Raw genomic sequence first — 18754 nt, 5'->3', positions numbered from 1 at the left:
GTCGGATTTCTCCAATAAGTTTCGGTTTCGTCTCTTCTTATTATAGTCGATGCACGGTACACTATAAATCGGATTTATACGAAAGGGGGCTATGTGATGAAATCTCAAACCCTGTCATATGAAAAGGTTCAAGCAAAAGATGAGAAAACACACCCTTCATTATTTGCATTAACTTGGCCTATTTTTATCGAAATCTCTTTATATATGCTCATGGGGAGCGCTGATACACTTATGCTCAGCCAATACTCCGATAATAGTGTGGCCGCAGTAGGTGTAAGCAACCAGCTCCTGAATTTATTAATTGTCATGTTCAGCTTCATTACAACAGGAACGACCATTGTGATTGCGCAGCTTTTAGGAGCTGACCGCAAGCAGGAAGCGACTCAAGTCGCCTATGTCTCACTAGGAACCAACTTCTTGATCAGCTTTGTCATTAGTCTCCTTATGTTTGTGTTAGCTGTTCCAATCCTGCACATGATGGGCTTATCAAGTGAACTCATGCCGGATGCGGCGGTCTTTTTACAAATTGTCGGCCTGCTTTCTTTTATTCAAGCACTCATTATGACGTATAGTGCTATTTTAAAAAGCTACGGATATACAAGAGACACGATGTATGTCACCATCGGAATGAATTTGCTCAACGTTGCCGGGAATTATTTGGTCATTTTTGGTCCGTTTGGCTTTCCGGTATTAGGTGTCATGGGTGTTGCCTTTTCAACCTCGCTGGCTCGGTTGATCGGATTGATGGCGATGATCCTCATTGTCCGCCGCCGAATTGGATTGCGCTTTTCGCTGAAAAGAATGTTTCACATTCAGCGGACACATTTAAAAAAGCTGCTGAAAATTGGAATCCCTTCTGCTGGGGAGCAGCTTTCATATAACGGCTCTCAAATGATCATTACACTGTTTATTACATTTATGGGGACGCAGGCTTTAGCCGCAAAGGTCTACACTCAAAATTTGATGATGTTCATTATGTTGTTTGGTGCAGCGATTAGCCAAGGGACACAGATTTTAATCGGGCGCCATATTGGAGCGAAAGAATTTGATGCTGCCTACCGCAGATGTATGAAAAGCTTATACTGGGCCATTGGGATCTCTCTTCTTTCTTCCACTGCTTTATCTTTATCATCGACGCATTTGCTTACCTTTTTCACTAGCAATCGTGAAATCATTCAAATCGCCGCCACACTTCTCCTATTGACGATCATTTTAGAGCCGGGACGCTCTTTTAATATGGTCATTATTAATTCATTGCGGGCGGCTGGTGACGCGAAGTTTCCAGTGTATATGGCGATGATATCAATGTGGGGGATCGGGCTTCCGATCGCTTACTTGTTAGGCATTCAGCTTGAAATGGGTCTCATTGGGGTTTGGATTTCTTTTATCGTGGATGAATGGGTCAGAGGCATCTTCATGTATAGGCGCTGGCGTTCCAGAGTATGGACGGAGTATCGCTTTTCTTCCACATAAAAAAGGACTGGGTGCAGTCCTTTTTTACGTAATATCTTCTAAAATAAGTGCTTTTTCCTGTTTTGAAATAAATGCTCGCTCTGTAAAGACGCGGTATTCGTTTTCTCTCGTTTTATCTAAAATGGCTTTATAAAAGTGGGCTGCTGCTTTCACCGGTATTCGTGAATACAGCGGGAATTCATGAAGATGGTCAAAAAACTCCTCGTAGTATGCCTCTGCCTCAAAGGCAATGTACTCCCAGACGTGCTGGAAGGCTTGATTCACAACCCCTTCCTGCAATTCTTGCTCTGTGTACCCGAATTGATCCATCACCTGCTTTGGCAAATAAATGCGGTCTCTTTCAGCCTGATCTTCCCCAATATCTCGAAGGATGTTGGTGAGCTGCATAGCAATCCCTAACGAAATGGCTGCTTCTTTTAGCTGCTCTTTTTTACGCGGTGCAATAATGGGAAGGAGCATGAGTCCAACGGTACTAGCAACATGATAGGAATAGATGAGCAGTTCATCTAATGTTTCGTATCGCTGCTGCTCTATATCCATCTCTTGTCCTTGGAGCAGGTCACGGAACGGGGCTTCATCCATCCGAAACTCTTGAAATGTATGCTCTAGCGCCACCCATATTGGATCATTCCGGTCTACCTCACCTTGTAAAAATCGATCAAACGTCTCTCGAAAGGATGCAAGGTCCTCTTTTGGCGAAGGGGACTCATCTACAATGTCATCTGCTCTACGGCAAAAGGAATATACGGCCCAGACGGCCTGTCTTTTCTTTTTAGGCAGCATGGAAAAAGCACGATAAAACGTTTTTGAATGGGTTTGAATGGTGTCCTCACACACTTTCAATGCTGTTTGTACATCAACCACTTAGCTTCACTTCCTTTCTATCATTCAGATCTTTTAGTAGTACAGAGGCCATGAGCTTCGCACTTTGCATCACGATTGGCACCCCGCCGCCCGGATGCGTGGAAGCACCTGCCGCATAAAGATTATCTGTCTCACTGACCTTCACTTGCGGGCGGAAGACACCTGATTGAAACAAATTAGGGGCAAGTCCAAAGCTGCCGCCTTCAAACAATCCTTCTCGCAAGGAATCATTTGGAGTTCTGACCTTTTTCCAGACAATCGACTCTCGCAATCTCGGAAAGCCTCTTTTCTCAAGGCGATCCACCATGTTCTCGGCGAAATCTGTCTCCTCTTCCCAGTTGATATGATCTCCTGAAGGAACGGGAACGAGCATGTATAGAACACTACAGCCCTCTGGGGCAAGAGATGGATCAATGATCGATGGATTAAATGTATAAAATGACGGGTCTTGAGGAATCGTTTTCGTTTGAAAAACCTCTTTCATATGCTGATCAAAGTGTTCTCCCATAAAAAATTGATGAACAGGTGCTTCATGATACATCTTATTTAAACCAAGATACACCATCACACAGCCAGAGGAAGGCACGTATTTCCGGCGATCTTGTTCGTCTAAACCAAACTGTTTTAACGCAGCTGGATAATCTCCATTGATCACAAATGCATCAGCAGCTACATGTTCATCATTTACTTTTGCTTTGACTGCCCGTTTTCCCTCAAACACCAATTGGGTGACTTCTTCATTTTTTCTTACATGCACACCCATGTTGATAAGCTGCCCTTCCAATATATCTACTAAACTTGCATAGCCGCCTTTTAAATAGTAAATTCCATGTGCGTGCTCACTATAGGACACAAGCGAATAAATAGCCGATGCTTCATACGGGTTTCCCCCAACATAGAGGGTTTGAAGTGCGTATGCATCTCGCAGGCGTTCGTCTGAGAAATATTTTTTCAGAGCGCTTTGCACCGTTCGATACGCCTTTAATTTCATTAAAATCTTCATATTGGCTTTTGTAAAAAATGTACGTTTTTCGTGAAATGATTTTTCTAGAAAAGCTTTCTGCCCTTCTTGAAACCGATCCGTCATTTCTTCCATAAACCTCTGGAACCCTTGATCTTCCTTTGGAAATACACGTCTGATTTCATCTAGCTGACGACGTGCATCAGAGTATTTCGTATAGGAGGTTCCATCTTGATATTGAATTGTATACAGCGGATCAAGCTGCACAAGATCAAGAGATGATTCGTCAATTCCTACCTCATGTAAAATGCCTTTTAACATGTCAGGAAGCAGGACAATGGTCGGACCTTCATCTACTTTATATCCTTTCTCACGTACAAAAGCAAGTCTCCCGCCAAGCCGTTCATTTTTTTCGACAAGGGTGACATCATGTCCCGCTTTTTTTAAATAAAGCGCTGAGATCATTCCGCCAATACCGCCTCCTGCAATCAATATATGTTGTTTCATGAGGCGCTCCCCTTTTCTTGATGCGGCATTGTTTTGTGTGAATGTTTCTCTTTTTTAAGAATGGCATTTGTCGTGATACGTGCTGATTCTAAAATGGTTGGCAGTCCGCTTCCTGGATGTGTTCCTCCTCCAACAAGCCAGCAGTTCTTTAATTCATCAAATTCATTGTGCGGCCTTAGGACCATCATCTGCGTCAGCTGGTGGCCGAGGTTAAATGTAGCTCCTTCATATACGTAAAGGTCTTCCTCCCATTGCTTCGGTGTGATCATCCGCTCGACTTCTATATGCTGTCTCACATCTTGAAAGCCGGTTTTCCGCTCCAATGTATCCAGCACAAGCTCTCTAAATTCATCTTGATGCGCTTCCCAGTCAATACCGCTTTGGTTATTGGCAACTGGAGCCAGCACATAAAGAGCTGATTTTCCTTTTGGAGCAAGTGAGTCATCGGTTACACTTGCATTTTGAATATAAATAGACGGATCATCTGGCAGCTCATATGTTTTCGTAATGCCTTTGACAAATCTAGCATAATCATCGGAAAAAACAATGGTATGATGCGGCTCATCATACATGGTATCCAGTCCTAAATAAAGCATAAAGGTAGAGCATGAGAATTTTTTCTTTTTTAATTTTTTCTCGCTGTATTTCTTTAAGAGTCCTGGCTCGACAAGCTTTGTCATCACATGTGCAAAGTCTCCATTGACGACAACCTCATCTGCTTGTATTTCTTCCCCAGATTCTAAACGAATGCCTTTTACTTTCCTTCCATCCGTGAGCAGCTTTTCAACGCCTGCTGACAGATGAATCTCTGCCCCAGCTTCAAGCGCCGCCTTTGCCATCGCTTCTGACAGCTGATTGACACCGCCCTTCGGATGAAATACACCTGTGTCATGTTCCATAAACGAAAGGATCGAGAACGCACCAGGGCATTCCCACGGCGACATTCCTAAGTACTTTGATTGAAATGTAAAAGCATATTTCACTGATTCATTCGAAAAATAGTCTGACAGCACATCATACAAACTTTTATTTAGTGAAAGCTGTGGAAGTGCTTTAATCACCTTCAGGCGAAGGTAATGATGAAAGCGGTCCATTTTACTTTGTAAAATTGGTGTCAGACGATCCATTTTGCGCTTTGTATCATTCATAAATCGTAAATACCCTTCGCCCTCACCAGATGCAAAGGCTTCTAATCGTTTGTACATTTCATCGCGATCCCGGATCATGTCCAGCTGATTGTCTTGAAATATTAATCTATACATCTCTTTTAATTCAATCACATCAATATAGTCATAAAGATTTTTACCAGCAAAGGTGAACAGCTCCTCTGCAATATGAATCATGCTGAGAAAGGTAGGACCTGTATCAAACGTGAAATCACCAAGCTGAAACTTAGCGTTACGCCCGCCGACAAAGGGCTGCTTTTCGTATACATGAACGTCATGTCCTTTGCTTTGAAGCATCATAGCTGCTGCAAGGCCCCCTGGTCCCGCTCCAATCACAATGATTTTCATTATCCTTTTTCCTCCAAATTAATTCACTTTAAGTTAATTATACAAATTAAAAAGATTACATCAACTTTTGATGTGCTCAAAAAGTCTCATGTTATGTATCAAAAAAGCCGGCTTCCTTTCAACATGTGCAAGAAAGCCGGCTCTTTATTACGCTTCTATATCAATTCGATACGTTTCAAACCAATGATGAATCTGTGCTAGATGGGCAATCAACTGCGGGCCCTTCATGAGCTGGCCATACCATGGCACATGAAAGGAAGCCCCTTCCGTTTCAATCAGCTGCTTTAATTGATGTGGATCTAAAAATTCGTGAAGTACAGAGTCTTTTTGCGCGAGGCAGTCTGTGAGCATCTCTTTCACAGCCTGAGTATAGGCTGGATGATGTGTTTTCGGGTAAGGACTCTTCTTTCGATAAAGCACTTCATTCGGTAAAATTCCCTCTAATGCTTTTCGTAAAACCCCTTTTTCACGATTTCCATGCATTTTCATTTCCCAAGGAATATTCCACACATATTCGACAAGGCGATGATCTGCAAATGGCACCCGTACCTCAAGACTAGCCCCCATACTCATTCGATCTTTTCGATCAAGCAGTGTTGTCATAAACCAGATCATATTTAAGTAAAAAAGTTCTCTCCGGGCTTTATTGACGCCGGTTTCTCCATCTAAAAGAGGCGTTTCTGCCACCGTTTCTTCATATTTGCTTTGCGCGTATTCCTTAAGTGACAGCTTTTTTTGCCATGAGTCTTGCAGGAGCTGAGTTCTAGCTTCAGTCGATCTCATCCAAGGAAAACCATTCGTTTCATTTTCCATATGGAACCAAGGATAACCGCCAAAGATTTCATCCGCACATTCACCTGACAAGCCAACAACGAAGTCCTTTTTAATTTCTCGGCAAAACCAAAGCAAGGAAGAATCAATATCTGCCATACCCGGTAAGTCTCGAACCTCAACGGCTTCCTTCAGATAGGAAGCGAGCTCTTTTTGTCCAATGATACAGCTGTGATGATTCGTTTGAAACGCTTTGGTCATTTGATCAATCCAAGGACCGTCAGCATTTGGCTGGAATTGATTTGCCTCAAAGAATTGATCGTTTCCTTCGTAGTCAATGGAATACGTATGAAGCGGTGCTTTCCCTATTTTCTCAAAGTGCTTAGCGGCAATGGCAGTAATGGCACTAGAATCAACGCCCCCAGATAAAAATGTACATACAGGCACATCAGAGACGAGCTGTCTTGTCACGGCATCTGTAAAGAGATGCTTAATGTGCAGTGCGGTGTCATCAAGTGAATCAGTATGTTTCTTGCTTTTAACATTCCAGTATCTCCATACGCGCAGACCGTCTTTTGAAAAGGTCAAGGCATGTGCAGGTCTCAGCTCTTTTATCCCTTTAAACACACCTTGACCTGGTGTTCTTGACGGTCCTAAGCCAAAGATCTCCGACAGTCCTTCATGATCGACTTTTGCTTTGATATCAGGGTGAGCAAGAAGTGCTTTGATTTCTGAACCAAATAAGAAGGAATGATGACGTTCTGTATAGAAAAATGGCTTGACGCCTAGCCGGTCTCTCCCTGCAAATAACAATTCACGCTCACTATCCCAGATCACAAATGCAAAAATGCCATTAAAATGAGAGACACACTCTTCCTTCCATTCTGTATAGGCATGAAGAAGAACTTCTGTATCAGAATGCCCAAGAAAGCGGTGCCCCCTTTTTAACAATTCTTTTCTTATATCCTCCGTGTTATAGAGCTCTCCATTGTATACAACCGTATAAGCATGGTTTTGATGTGTATATGTCATCGGCTGCTTTCCGCCTTCTACATCTACCACCGCTAACCTTTTATGCCCGAAAAGAACGTGCTCACTTTTCCATGTATTTGTATCATCTGGCCCTCTTTTAGATAATGTATCTGTCATTTGATTGATTACATGATCCTGTTGGATGAGCTGCTTTTTAAAGTCTGCCCAGCCTGTAATTCCACACATCATCATCAGCTCCCATCCGTTTTTCCTCAAGTGTTCTCATTCAGCCTTTCTTAGTTTATGCATCGTCTCCTTGATAGTTGATTTGTCCTTTTTTCCCGGTGTATAGGACAAGCTTGATTTGGTAAGAAAAGAAAGAGGAAAGGAGCTTTTGCAAATGGAGAATCGAATGAGGCAGCTTGAACGCTGCAGCAGAAGATGGTGTAATGGGTATTTGCTCATTGAAAACGGGCATTGCCTGATTGAAGATGATGAAGGAGAGATCATGCTGCCAGAAAGTCTTCAAAGCACAATGATCTGTTTGAAGGAAAATGACCAATGGACAAAAGGGGAATTGCTCGGTTCTATGATTCTTCATGAAAACGGGCAGCTAATAGAAGTACAGGGAGGAGAAAACATTCAATATACGGCGTCTCTTGCCAAAGGCTGGCTTGATCTTCTCATGTTCGTACCGGAAAACGTTTTTGATCACATCCTTGACCAGATAGAGCAGCTTGGTTTTTCCGTCTATGATTGTGTTTTCTCTTCCTTTCATTCATTGCAGCGCGTCTCTTTCTTTCAGTTTTCGGCAGATACGCAATCACTTGCACTTCAATGTCACCATGAGCCAGCATCCAATCACATTCTTTTTGAATGGACCACTTCAGAAGGACAACGGATCGTTTCACAATTTGATGCCACATAAAAAGGACACTGCTTCGTATAAGCAATGTCCTTTTTATATTAAAAGATATGGAAACCGATCGGCAGACGTAAACCGAGAAGAATGGTCACAATCGCAAATACGATAAAACCAATCAACACACCAGTCACCGATTTTCCTTTTTTCTTGCGCACTAGGACCATTTCCATGAAACCGATCACGAGGATACCAAGAATCATTTTTCCAATATACTCGCCCCCGTAACCTGGAATTTTCATTCCTGTGCGAACATACAGCTCTACGCCTGTTGCAATGATGATCAAGTAGAATAAACGAACGATCATATGCACAATTTTAGCGCCTTTGTCATTTTTACCTGCTAGAGCAAAGGCTACGAAGAATAAAATAATCCCCAGCACCCATGCTGTGATATGTAAATGTGTTCCCATTTGTAATTTCCCCCTTTATCAGAACAAGTACCTTCTCATCGTACCACGAAATAAGTCGAACACAAAGCGACAATCCTGTGTCATCACGCGCTTTATTTGACGTGATTTGTCAGCGTTCCAATCGGTTCAATCGTGATGTCAATTCGATCTCCAGAAGCTAAAAACTTAGGCGGTTCAAAGCCCTTCCCTACCCCAGAAGGTGTACCTGTTGCAATGATGTCACCCGCTTCTAATGTCATCCCTTTTGAAAGAGTGGAGACAATGTCCTCAACAGTGAAGATCATTAATTCCGTACTGGCAGACTGACGAACCTCTCCGTTTACCTTTGTTTCCACATGGAGCGCACCATGATCCTCGATCATTGACTTATGAACGATATAAGGTCCTATCGGGCAGGTTGTATCTAAGCTTTTGCCAATGAAAAATTGTTTATGTTTTTTCTGCAAATCTCTTGCCGTCACATCATTTAAAATGGTGTAACCGAATAGATAATCTTGGACCTCTTCAGGAGCAATGTTTTTCCCTGATTTGCCCATCACGATGGCAAGCTCTCCTTCATAATCCAATTCATTTGTCACATCTTCATGAAGGAGAATGTCCGCTTCGTGTCCAATGACAGAAGTAGGTGCCTTTGTAAAAATCATCACGTCTTTAGGAATATCCGCCGCACTTCCCATCTCCATCACATGATCTTGATAATTCTTTCCGACACACATGATGTTTTTAGACGGCTTTGGAATCGGGGCATGGAGTTTCACGTCCGAAAGCGGATATACATAAGAACCGCGGTCTTCTTCTTTTTTCTCAGCCCAATCAAGAAGCTGCCCTACATGTTCAACAAACTTGTCCCCCATTTTAATACACTCAGATAAAGAGTTTGGCAGTGTCTCAAGCTCAAATAATTTGGCTTCTGCCTTTTTGACGTCCATTACCCATTCATCATCAATGACTACCCCGATAAACATGCTGCTATGTATCTCACCTGTAAAAAACTTCATGTCTTCCCCTCACAATCTTCATTTCGCTAAGTTATGATGTCTCATTTTATTTCTCTATGAAATAAAAAAAACCCTTTTTTATCATACTCTCTTTTAAAAAGGGTTTCAAAAATGATGATTGAATGCCTAGCGGAAACGGCGGTATTCCCACATATTCCCTTGATCCCATTTACGCTCAACATTTCCTCTATTTCGGGAACGATGCGTTTTCTTTCCACATCTTCGGCAAGAGCGGCTGCGTTTATGGTGATGAGAACGTTTAGATCGATGGCTGCGGCGAGATTTGCGGCTCTTCTTATTGTGGGATCTGTATTTGCTGCGATGTGACTTGCGGCAGCTCTTCTTATGATGAGATCTGCATTTGCTGCGGTGTGATTTGCGGCAGCTTTTCTTATGATGGGATCTGCATTTGCTGCGGTGTGACTTTTTCGGTTCACTCTTTTTGCTTCTGTAAGATTTTTTGCTTTTACATGACTTTTTGCTCTTCATGCTTTTCTTCGAACGATAGCTTTTCTTAGAGCGATAACTTTTCTTTGAACGATAGCTTCTGTAGCTTTTTTTACTGCGGCGTGATTTACGGTGTCCACCACCGCCAAAGAACCAATGACCGCGACTCGAATGACGAGAACGAGCTGACTTGTGCGAACGTCTCGATTCTGGTTCACGATCTAAGTGATGATCACGTCCCTCACTTCGAAGTGAAGCCACTGCATGTTCAATGTGTGAATGATCAAATGTACTCACGAACAATTCCCCTCCCAGTCTATGCTTCGACAAAACAAACAGACAAAGCTGTTTATCTTCTCTGCTTTATGTTACGAGACTCGGTAGACAAGTGTTCGTGACGAATGCCTCTTTCCTTTAAAACTCCATGAATACCTACCAGCCGGTACAGGACATTCCTTCACTTTCATATTGTAAAGAAGAGCATATAGGAGGCTGATGAACGTATGAACACAGAACCTTTAAAACAACTTGATATGTGGATTCATCCAAAGGACTTGATTGAATTAAAAAAAGACATTTGGAACGATGAACCTGTTGAAGCTATTCTAAAAACAGGCCAAACCAAATCACATATTTATGCTTCATACCGCGGATCACACATTAGAAAGCTTAAGAAAAAGTCCTATCAAATTGAATATCGAAAGCCGAAACAAAGACAAGGCGAATCGATCTTTCATTTAAATGCAGAGTACAATGATCCTTCATTTATCCGAAACAGGCTGTCCTTTTATTTCTTTGAGCAGATGGGGGTGCATAGCCCCGCTGCTTCTCATGTGTTTCTCACCATAAATGGAAGAAAAGAAGGGATTTATTTGAAAATAGAATCCGTCGATGAGTTCTTTCTTCAAAAACGGCAGCTTTCAGGAGGCGGCATTTATTATGCGGTTGATGATGACGCGAACTTCTCCCTTTTGAGTTCTTTTGATAAAAAACCAAAAAAGCACCTTCTTCTCGGATACGAGAAAAAAACGGGAACTTCTCAACATGATCAGCAGCTGAGTGAATTTATTTACTTTCTCAATACAGCGAAAGATGACACTTTTGCAGAAAAAATTGAACAATACCTAGATGTGACACAGTATTTCCGCTGGCTCATCGGTGTGGTATGCACACAAAACTTTGATGGTTTTGTTCATAACTACGCTCTTTATGTAAATGAACAAGGGAGGTTTCAAGTACTTCCTTGGGATTATGATGCAACATGGGGTCGTGACATTCATGGAGAAGAAATGCCGTTTGATTATATCCCAGTAAACGGCTTTAATACATTAACTGCTAGATTACTAGATATCCCTTCGTTTAAAAGAGCCTATTACACACTTTTCCAGCATGTACTCGATACACATTTTGTAGAAGACCGGCTCTGTCCAATCATCGAGAAATGGCATGAATCGATTGAGGATCGAATTGGAGATGATCCATATACGAAAGATCGAAAAGACATCTTGCAGTCTGAAAGAGACTTAATTCGGCAGTATATCAACAAAAGACGACGCTATTTACAGACTGAGATCAAAAAAGAGATATTTGGTACGTAAGAACACTTTCGAATTTTGTCACTTTATTACTCATATTGACGAAACAGCTTTTTTTATAGAAAAATAGGGTATACTAACCATATCCTTCTATTTGATAAAAAATGTGAGAGTTGGCGTCCGTTATGATCAATTATGAAATTGAACAAAAAAGATTACATTTAATTGAGACTGCGAAAAAATTCGGGATGAATGCCGAAGAAACGATCAGGTGCAGTCAAGAGCTTGACACACTCTTAAATAAAGGCATCAAATCCACCTCTAAAGATTGCTCAAAAAAAGGGTAAGCCATACATCTAATTCCTCTCATCAAAAGCTTTCAAAAAGACAATCACACATTAAAAGACCCATCATAAGCTATGGTGAAACGCCCAAAACAAGTGCCCTAATTTTATAAAGGATGTGCACCGCTATGCCGGCTATTGTGGGAGCCTTTAAAGTAAATGCCGTCGGAACGAGCGGAGTCGTTCATGTTGGAGACTGCATCACCATTTCTCCAAATAGTCAGGTTAAAACGTTTGCTGGCGCAGGCAGTTTTAATACAGGTGATCAATTACAAATTAGCAACTACAAAAGTGTGACAAATACGTACGACAGTGATGTCATTGATCAACCGCTTGTTGGTAACTTGTAAGGAGTGAGGATCCGTTGAACTTCTATATTAATCAAGCGATACAAATTAATTATTTACGTGTAGAGTCTGTGAGTAACTCCTCTGTTCTGCAAATTGGGAGTGCTGGATCCATCAAGGCCCTTTCCAACCTGTATAACACGGGAAGCTATGTAGAAGCAGCGCCTGCCGCAGCAGGTACACAAGGAATTGAAGAATCTCAAGGCGCAAGCACAGCACCTTTTGTACCGCTTCAGTCACCAACAACTTAAGCCATCTGCAATCCCCGGAGGTGTATGTAAATGTATGATTATCAGAGCAACGCTTCACAAGTATATGGCATCATTCAAAAACACTCGCAACAAATCATGATGCTTGAAAAAAGGCTTAACGAGCTTCAGCAGGAAATACAAATGATCAAAGATAAACCGACAACGAATATTGAACGGATTGATTATCAATTTGATCAACTGAAAATCGAACGGCTGGAAGGAACGCTGAATATCGGCCTCAATCCATCTGATCCAAACAGTGTTCAAAACTTTGAAGTGGGCCAAACAACAACCCCGGGAATTGGAATGATGCAGCAAGAAATGGCTGGTCAATTTTTCAATCAAACACGGCAGCTTGTCGATGCATTTTTAAATGAAGAAGCACCAGAACTTCTTGAAGAACTAGAACAGCGATACGAAGGGTCCCTCGATGAAAGCAACAAACACCATATCATTGAGGATATTCGCAAGCAAATTGACAGCAGGATCAAATACTATGCGGGACAGCTGCCACACCGGGAAGATATGACACCGCTGCAGCGTTCAGAGCAAATTGCTGAATATGTGAAGCATGATGTAAAGCGGGCGATTGAGCACTTTTTAGCCCATATTCCAAGTGAAACGAAAGGAGAGGAAAACGGATGAATTTCACAGTTGTCAACCGCAACATCGAGACTGGAAGCATTAAAGTAGTCGGGGTATCGTCTTCTTCCCTATTTATCATCGGGGACACAGACCATGTACAATTATCCTCGATTTTCGATACTCCGCCAGAATCACTGATTATTGGCCCGTTTGTTCCTCTGGCGCCTCGATAATGATCAAGCGCACATCTCAAGTAAAGTTCTCAAAGGTGAATTCTGTCGGGATTTCGAGTGTGGTTCAAATTGGTGATACTCAGGAGCTATGCCCGAAAGTCAAGGTATTAGCTGTTCAACGAACCATTAGTTTGTTTTATGGCTATGAAGCAGAAAATTTAGATGCGAAAGAATTTGAAGTGTATTATGAGCCCATTCCTTTGATGCTGCCAGAACGATCAGTGAGAACGGCATTTTACCATGAAAAGCCTGTGATTAAAGTGTCTTCAATCCATGTAGAAGGGGTATCATCGTCCTCTGTCTATCAAATCGGCTCTACTTGTAGAATGAATGGCGTTGCGCGAGTGAAGCATATTAGAGAGCTGTTTAGCAATGATGAAAGTCCGCAAAACTCACAAATGGACCTACCTGCGCATATGATGGTGATATGACTTCGAATAAAGGATGTCGATTATGCCAGCAATTGTCGGACCCATTTACATTAACTCTATTTCTGGAGGCGTCGTAAACGTCGGTGACTCATTCTACCTGTCGCCTAAAAGTTCGTCAAAATCTGCTTTAGGCTCTGGAGCGGGGAATACCGGAGATTTCTTGATATTAAATAATGGCATTAGCGCCACCAACTATGTGGATCCTGACTTAAATGATCAGAATATGGTAGGCAATGCATAAAGCAGCTCCTCTACATCCATTTCAAATAGAGGAGCGCTTTTTTATGCTTATTTCTTTCTGCGCTGTCTCGATTTTTTTGTTTTGACCAGCTTGCTTGCCGGCTGTTTCCGAATCCATTTGATGTACGAAGCAAGCTTTTCATCCTGCCTCAGCGCATCAATTGTGTTCAAACGTGCGGCAAGCTCCTGGTTTGTATAGAGGGCATGTACTTGTTTATGACAAGGGATGCATAGGTAGGCAGTCGGTAAAAAAGCCCCGCCTTCTTCTCTTGGGGTTAAGTGATGTTCTGTAAGCAGGACATCTTGTCTTCCGCACATTTCACATAATCCAATTGTTTGCTTTGCCACCCGTGTCATCACCTCAATATTTACATTAATTCCATTGAGACTGTTGTCCCTTTCCCGCTTGGATCTGCCGGATGGACAATCAGTTTTTTCGGCAGCCGCATTTTCAATTCTTCCACATGGCTGATGACACCAACAGCTAAGTTTTGAGACTGTAATTTCTCTAATGCAGTAATCACTGTATCAAGCAAGTCTTGATCAAGGGTGCCAAAGCCTTCATCAAGGAAAAAGAATTGCAGCGGGAACTCGCCTCTCAGCTGAATCTGCGCTGAAAGAGCTAGCGCAAGCGCAAGCGACGTCAGGAAGGTTTCCCCGCCGGACAAGCTGGACACTGGACGTCTGACACCGCCATTCGCATCATCACGCATGACAAAACCGCCTTCTGAATCAACCTCAATCGCATACCTTTGTCTTGTCAAAATACCAAGACGGGCAGATGCATCACGACTGACACTTTCCAGCTGTTCTTCTGCTAAAAACTCAACAAATGTATTTCCTTTAAACACGGTTTGCAGCTTATCGAGCCGATCAATTTCTTGCTGCAGCTCCGCCAAACGTTCATGAATACTTGCAAATCGCTGGTGATTTTCTTCCATTACACGCAGATGTTCATATGCAGAGCCGCTCATCACCGTTGCTTCTTCCAAAGCCTTTTCTGCCGCTTCTTTCCTCAGTTGAATGTCAGTCCATTGCTTTTCATCTAGTAACTCATCTTTCAGCAGTTCAGAAATTCGCTTTAAGTTTGCGGTACATTGCTTTCTTTTATCCTCAAATTCGTCAATTTCTTGTTTAACAGTTTGACGTACTGATTGATTCATGAAAGCAGATTCAATCTCTTGAGGCTTATCAAAAGGAGAAGACTCCGATTCTTTAGTCCATGCTTCACTTGCTTCTTGTTTTCTCCGGTCAGCCTCTTGAAGCTGACGCTCACAGCTTGAAAAATGACTTTGTGCTTCACTAAAGAGCTCCTGCGCTTGCTGTAATTGCTTGTACGATTGCTGTTCCATTTCATTGAGACGAGCAAGCGTGTGTTCAACCTCGATCAATTCATCAGAAATGGAGACAGCTTTCAATGGATATCTCCCTAAATCTGTTTCATATTGATGAATGAGCTGCTGCTGGCTTTCTAGCTGATGCGCTAGTTTATCAAATTCCTTCTCTACATCGTATATGGCTGTTTGCAGCTGTTCTTTTGCCAGCTGTTTTTCTTCCAAAAATGAAATACTTTTCTCAATACGCTCTTTATAGCCTTCCGCTTGCTGGTCCTTTTCGTCGATCTGCTTTTGCATCTCTTGTACTTGGTGCAATGGAAAGTGCGGGAAGGCCTGTTCAAATTGAGACGTTTGCTCTGCAAGCTCAGATTGAAGCTCCTTGATCAGCCCGTCTAATTCTTCGGTACGCTGCTGATCAAATGTCATTTGATCTTTCGTCTTGCTTATCTCTGCTGCTTGATCATATGTTTCATCCATTAAACGAGCTCGTTTACGTTCAACTTCTTGAATATCTTGTTTCAAGCCTTTCCATTCTTGCATGAGATACTGCAAGGACTCCGGCTTTTGCACTGCTTCTACTGCTGCTGCAACTTCCGCACCTGGAGCTTTCTGAGATAAAAAGGCAAACTGCTTTACTAATTGATTGGCATGCGTTTCCAATAACTGCTTGGCGGCATACATGTCTCTTGTATATTCCTCTGCCTGCTTGAGCTCTGTGTCCATCCGTTGAATCACTTCATCGATTTGTGCCACTGTTTCTTCATGGTCATTGTTTTCCAGTGCTTTTGGGTCATGATGAATCGATCCACAAACAGGACATGGCTCACCATCTACGAGCTCTGCCGCTAATTCTTTTCTTAATTCTGCCGCCCTAACAGCATCACGCTGTTTTAATTTTTCGAGCTTCTGACTTTGTTCTCTTTTACTCCATTCTGTAAAAGCCCGTTCAAATTCACATACATAGAAATAGAGCTGTTCAATCGCTTGAAACGATTGGTCTATTTTTTCATGATGGTCTTTTTGCTGTTTTTGAAGCTTTTCATATGCTGCTGCGGTCTGTGTTGATCGCTTTTTGAGATCCTCCATCTTTTGTTCTTCCTTGTGTATGCTTTGGTGTATTCTTTGAACATTTTCGCTTAAACGCAAAGCATCCTGTACACTTTTCCGTTCTTTTACAGAGACTTGTAATTGCTCCAGCTCACGCTTCAGCTGTGTTTGTTTTGCCAGTGCACGTTCTAACAAAGATTGGAGATTGTCTGCTTCTTCTTTCTTTTGTAATAATTGCTGCGATGTATCGTTTTTTCGCTGTTCGATTGCCGTCTTTTCCTGAAGAGCCGCCTCTTTTTTCCGTTCAATTTCCTTTAGCTGAAGCAGCTGCTCTTTCTTTTGAAGAAGTTCTGGCTCAGTTTCTATTTTCTTTTGCCTTGCTTGCTCATAGTTCTGTGTCATTTGATCATAGATCGTTCGTTGATGCAGCAGCTGATTTTCTGCTTCCTGCTTCTCTTTTAATGCTTGAGAAAGCTGATTTTCAGCCTTTGTTAATGCATCCGCATAAGGCTTTAATGCCTCTGCCTGCTCAGCAATATGAAGCTTGGCCTTTTTCTCTTCCATTGATGGTGCCAGTTGATTCAGATGGTTTAGTTCCGTCTCATAAGCTTCTCGTTCCTTTTGATACTGCCAAATTGTTTGCGCCTTTGTAAAAGCAGTGAACGCTTCATCCCGCGCTTGTTTTTTCTCATGAAAAATAGCCTTTGCCTGCTCAGCCGCTTCCTTTGCCTTTGCGAGCGCCTCTGGGCCAGCTTCTCCTAAGCCATTCAGCTCAGCAAGCAGTTCATTTTTTTGCCCATACTGATTCTGCGCCTTTGTGCGCAAACGTTTAACGAGCTGATCCCCATACTTCTCCAGGTTAAACAAACGCTGAAGCATTTGTCGTCTATCGGCTCCTTTTAAAGAAAGGAATTCTGCAAACTTCCCTTGGGGCAAGACAACCGCACGCGTAAAATCATCAATGGTTAACCCGAGTAATTCTTCTATTTTACGATTGACCTCACTCGCTTTATCTGCAAGAACTGTCTGCGTATCCCCAATTTCAATCAGACGGCATAGTGTCGTTCTGACTTTCATTTCATCTGCCCGCTTGAAAGCACGTTCGACTTTATAAGAAATGTGGTGTTCCTTTTGTAAAGCGAATGTAAAGGAAACTGACAGCTTCTCTTCCGCTTGGTTCAAAATACCATGTGTATTATTTAACGCACGTTCCACTTTTCCATAAAGCGCCAGGGTCATGGCGTCTAATATGGACGACTTTCCGCTTCCTGTCGGTCCAAAAATGCCAAACACACCTGCATCACATAATGAGCTAAAGTCAATTGTTTGTTCTTCTCTGAAGCTATGAAGTCCTTTAATGGTTAGCGTAATCGGCTTCAAGTCGCTTCCTCCTCTTGCATTTCATTGGCGAGCTCCAAAAACAGCTTGACTGTTTTTTCATCAGGAAGACCGCCGCCTGTCTGGCGCTCATAAAATTTCACGAACCGCTCTTCGATTGAGAGCTTTTCGGCTTGCTTTTGTTCTTCCATTTGCTGAAGTTCTTTAAATTTCGGTCTAATATGGACAAACCCGCTATGCTGCTTTCGGAGCTGATGAATCTCTTCTATGGAGAGCTGATCTGTTAAATGAATCTCTAAATCAATCCATGCCTGAAGATCCCGTTTTTCATCCAGCCACTCGTGTACTTGGCTCAATCCTTCAGTTGCCTTCCATTTCACAAGTGGTTTTCCGCTTGATAACAACACTTCTTTCCAGCTTGCTTTTTCATTAGGTTTTGCCTCTACAATCGTGACTGATTTGGCATATCCTGATTCAGAAAAGCTGTAAGCAAGAGGTGACCCGGAATAGCGGGCAGTCGTTTTGGCACGTTTGATGGTTTGCGGGCGGTGCAAATGACCAAGGGCCACATAGCAGGCTGCTTCTGGCAGACTTTCAGCCGCAACGGTATATGCACCGCCTACCTCAATCGGTCTTTCTGAATCTGTTTGACTTCCTCCTGCCACATAAATATGGCTTGTTGCGATATTGACCGTATCGGCTTGAAATTGAGCGCTTAAATGTTGGAACGCTTGCTGTATTTTTAAATTGTAATGATCACGAAGCAATTTCTCTTCAAATGTTTCAGCCAGCACCTCGTTAAGTCTCGCTTCAGACGGATAAGCGAGTGCTGCAATGGATAAACGTTCACTCGAAGAAGGAACATCGACGCGGATGATGTCATTTGTCGGATATCCAATTAAATGAATCCCCTGATCATTTGTTAAAGGCGATGCGGCAGATAGTCGATCCGGATTATCATGGTTGCCTGAGATGACCACGACCTGACGTTTTCCTTTATCAGATAAGGCGGATAGACTTTCATAAAAAAGCTGTTCTGCTCTAGCAGGCGGATTTACTGTATCAAAGGCGTCTCCAGCCATGACAATGACATCAATGTGTTCGTCTTTTACGATTTGATACAGCTCATCTAAAAACTGCGCTTGCTCATCAAGCCGGCTCCGGCCTTCAAGGGTTTTTCCTAAATGCCAATCTGCCGTATGCAAAATCCTCATGTGATTCACC

Annotated in this window: 20 protein-coding genes; 10 read left to right on the top strand and 10 right to left on the bottom strand. The window is 42.5% G+C overall.

Going from position 1 to position 18754, the window contains the following annotated elements:
• Positions 1 to 96: 96 nt before the first annotated feature.
• Complete coding sequence (locus NSQ76_RS05885) at positions 97 to 1473, top strand: MATE family efflux transporter (RefSeq protein ID WP_268478837.1); 1377 nt, start codon at positions 97 to 99, stop codon at positions 1471 to 1473.
• Positions 1474 to 1497: 24 nt separating this feature from the next.
• Here NSQ76_RS05885 and NSQ76_RS05880 read toward each other — a convergent pair whose 3' ends face one another.
• The 4 genes from NSQ76_RS05880 to asnB form a co-directional block, all read right to left on the bottom strand.
• Positions 1498 to 2337: a phytoene/squalene synthase family protein gene (locus NSQ76_RS05880; protein WP_056766108.1), complete on the bottom strand. Its 840-nt coding sequence runs from the start codon at positions 2335 to 2337 to the stop codon at positions 1498 to 1500.
• The gene (locus NSQ76_RS05875) at positions 2330 to 3805 is read right to left on the bottom strand and encodes a phytoene desaturase family protein (RefSeq protein WP_268478836.1); all 1476 of its coding nucleotides are present in this window, start codon (positions 3803 to 3805) and stop codon (positions 2330 to 2332) included. Before NSQ76_RS05875 ends, NSQ76_RS05880 begins: the two co-directional genes overlap by 8 nt.
• Positions 3802 to 5319, bottom strand: coding sequence for a phytoene desaturase family protein (locus tag NSQ76_RS05870; protein WP_341052950.1), 1518 nt, complete (start codon positions 5317 to 5319; stop codon positions 3802 to 3804). Before NSQ76_RS05870 ends, NSQ76_RS05875 begins: the two co-directional genes overlap by 4 nt.
• Before the next feature lie 147 nt (positions 5320 to 5466).
• A complete protein-coding gene (asnB, locus tag NSQ76_RS05865; protein WP_341052948.1) occupies positions 5467 to 7308 on the bottom strand; it encodes an asparagine synthase (glutamine-hydrolyzing) in 1842 nt (613 codons plus the stop codon).
• A gap of 154 nt (positions 7309 to 7462) precedes the next feature.
• Between asnB and NSQ76_RS05860 the strand changes: the two genes are divergently transcribed.
• Positions 7463 to 7990: a DUF2777 family protein gene (locus NSQ76_RS05860; RefSeq protein WP_341052946.1), complete on the top strand. Its 528-nt coding sequence runs from the start codon at positions 7463 to 7465 to the stop codon at positions 7988 to 7990.
• 38 nt (positions 7991 to 8028) lie between these two features.
• On the opposite strand, the gene NSQ76_RS05855 is transcribed toward NSQ76_RS05860, so the two are convergent.
• The 3 genes from NSQ76_RS05855 to cotG all read right to left on the bottom strand — a co-directional run bounded on the left by NSQ76_RS05855 (position 8029) and on the right by cotG (position 10139).
• Positions 8029 to 8397, bottom strand: coding sequence for a YisL family protein (locus tag NSQ76_RS05855; RefSeq protein ID WP_024426524.1), 369 nt, complete (start codon positions 8395 to 8397; stop codon positions 8029 to 8031).
• 92 nt (positions 8398 to 8489) lie between these two features.
• A complete protein-coding gene (locus tag NSQ76_RS05850; RefSeq protein ID WP_024426525.1) occupies positions 8490 to 9395 on the bottom strand; it encodes a fumarylacetoacetate hydrolase family protein in 906 nt (301 codons plus the stop codon).
• A 126-nt stretch (positions 9396 to 9521) separates the two neighbouring features.
• Entirely contained in the window at positions 9522 to 10139 is a 618-nt protein-coding gene (gene cotG, locus NSQ76_RS20945) for a spore coat protein CotG (RefSeq protein ID WP_134817563.1), read from the bottom strand.
• A gap of 206 nt (positions 10140 to 10345) precedes the next feature.
• Between cotG and NSQ76_RS05840 the strand changes: the two genes are divergently transcribed.
• From NSQ76_RS05840 to NSQ76_RS05805, 8 genes are all read left to right on the top strand, one after another.
• The gene (locus NSQ76_RS05840) at positions 10346 to 11440 is read left to right on the top strand and encodes a CotH kinase family protein (RefSeq protein WP_224426383.1); all 1095 of its coding nucleotides are present in this window, start codon (positions 10346 to 10348) and stop codon (positions 11438 to 11440) included.
• 122 nt (positions 11441 to 11562) lie between these two features.
• Entirely contained in the window at positions 11563 to 11724 is a 162-nt protein-coding gene (locus tag NSQ76_RS05835) for an aspartyl-phosphate phosphatase Spo0E family protein (protein ID WP_029707539.1), read from the top strand.
• A 125-nt stretch (positions 11725 to 11849) separates the two neighbouring features.
• Positions 11850 to 12071 carry a spore germination protein gene (locus NSQ76_RS05830; RefSeq protein WP_024425506.1) on the top strand — a complete coding sequence of 74 codons (222 nt, stop codon included), beginning with the start codon at positions 11850 to 11852 and terminating at the stop codon, positions 12069 to 12071.
• A gap of 14 nt (positions 12072 to 12085) precedes the next feature.
• Positions 12086 to 12319 (top strand): spore germination protein GerPB, encoded by a 234-nt coding sequence (locus NSQ76_RS05825; RefSeq protein ID WP_003210877.1) that lies wholly within the window; start codon positions 12086 to 12088, stop codon positions 12317 to 12319.
• A 30-nt stretch (positions 12320 to 12349) separates the two neighbouring features.
• Positions 12350 to 12964, top strand: coding sequence for a spore germination protein GerPC (locus NSQ76_RS05820; RefSeq protein ID WP_024425505.1), 615 nt, complete (start codon positions 12350 to 12352; stop codon positions 12962 to 12964).
• A complete protein-coding gene (locus NSQ76_RS05815) occupies positions 12961 to 13137 on the top strand; it encodes a germination protein GerPD (protein WP_003210893.1) in 177 nt (58 codons plus the stop codon). Before NSQ76_RS05820 ends, NSQ76_RS05815 begins: the two co-directional genes overlap by 4 nt.
• Positions 13137 to 13568, top strand: coding sequence for a spore germination protein GerPE (locus tag NSQ76_RS05810; RefSeq protein ID WP_024425504.1), 432 nt, complete (start codon positions 13137 to 13139; stop codon positions 13566 to 13568). Before NSQ76_RS05815 ends, NSQ76_RS05810 begins: the two co-directional genes overlap by 1 nt.
• Before the next feature lie 22 nt (positions 13569 to 13590).
• A complete protein-coding gene (locus tag NSQ76_RS05805) occupies positions 13591 to 13809 on the top strand; it encodes a spore germination protein (protein ID WP_003211468.1) in 219 nt (72 codons plus the stop codon).
• 47 nt (positions 13810 to 13856) lie between these two features.
• Here NSQ76_RS05805 and NSQ76_RS05800 read toward each other — a convergent pair whose 3' ends face one another.
• From NSQ76_RS05800 to sbcD, 3 genes are read right to left on the bottom strand one after another with little or no spacing between them, the layout of a single operon-like run.
• On the bottom strand, positions 13857 to 14156 hold the full coding sequence (locus NSQ76_RS05800; protein WP_024425503.1) for a hypothetical protein: 300 nt from the start codon (positions 14154 to 14156) through the stop codon (positions 13857 to 13859).
• A gap of 20 nt (positions 14157 to 14176) precedes the next feature.
• On the bottom strand, positions 14177 to 17572 hold the full coding sequence (locus NSQ76_RS05795) for an AAA family ATPase (protein WP_268478828.1): 3396 nt from the start codon (positions 17570 to 17572) through the stop codon (positions 14177 to 14179).
• Entirely contained in the window at positions 17569 to 18744 is a 1176-nt protein-coding gene (sbcD, locus tag NSQ76_RS05790; protein WP_024426531.1) for an exonuclease subunit SbcD, read from the bottom strand. The genes NSQ76_RS05795 and sbcD overlap by 4 nt, the downstream gene beginning before the upstream one ends.
• Positions 18745 to 18754 lie beyond the last annotated feature (10 nt).

The sequence above is a fragment of the Bacillus sp. FSL M8-0256 genome (genome assembly GCF_038005765.1).
In the GTDB taxonomy this organism is placed as follows: Bacteria; Bacillota; Bacilli; order Bacillales; family Bacillaceae; genus Bacillus; species Bacillus safensis.
This window is presented reverse-complemented; position numbering and strand designations above follow the sequence as displayed.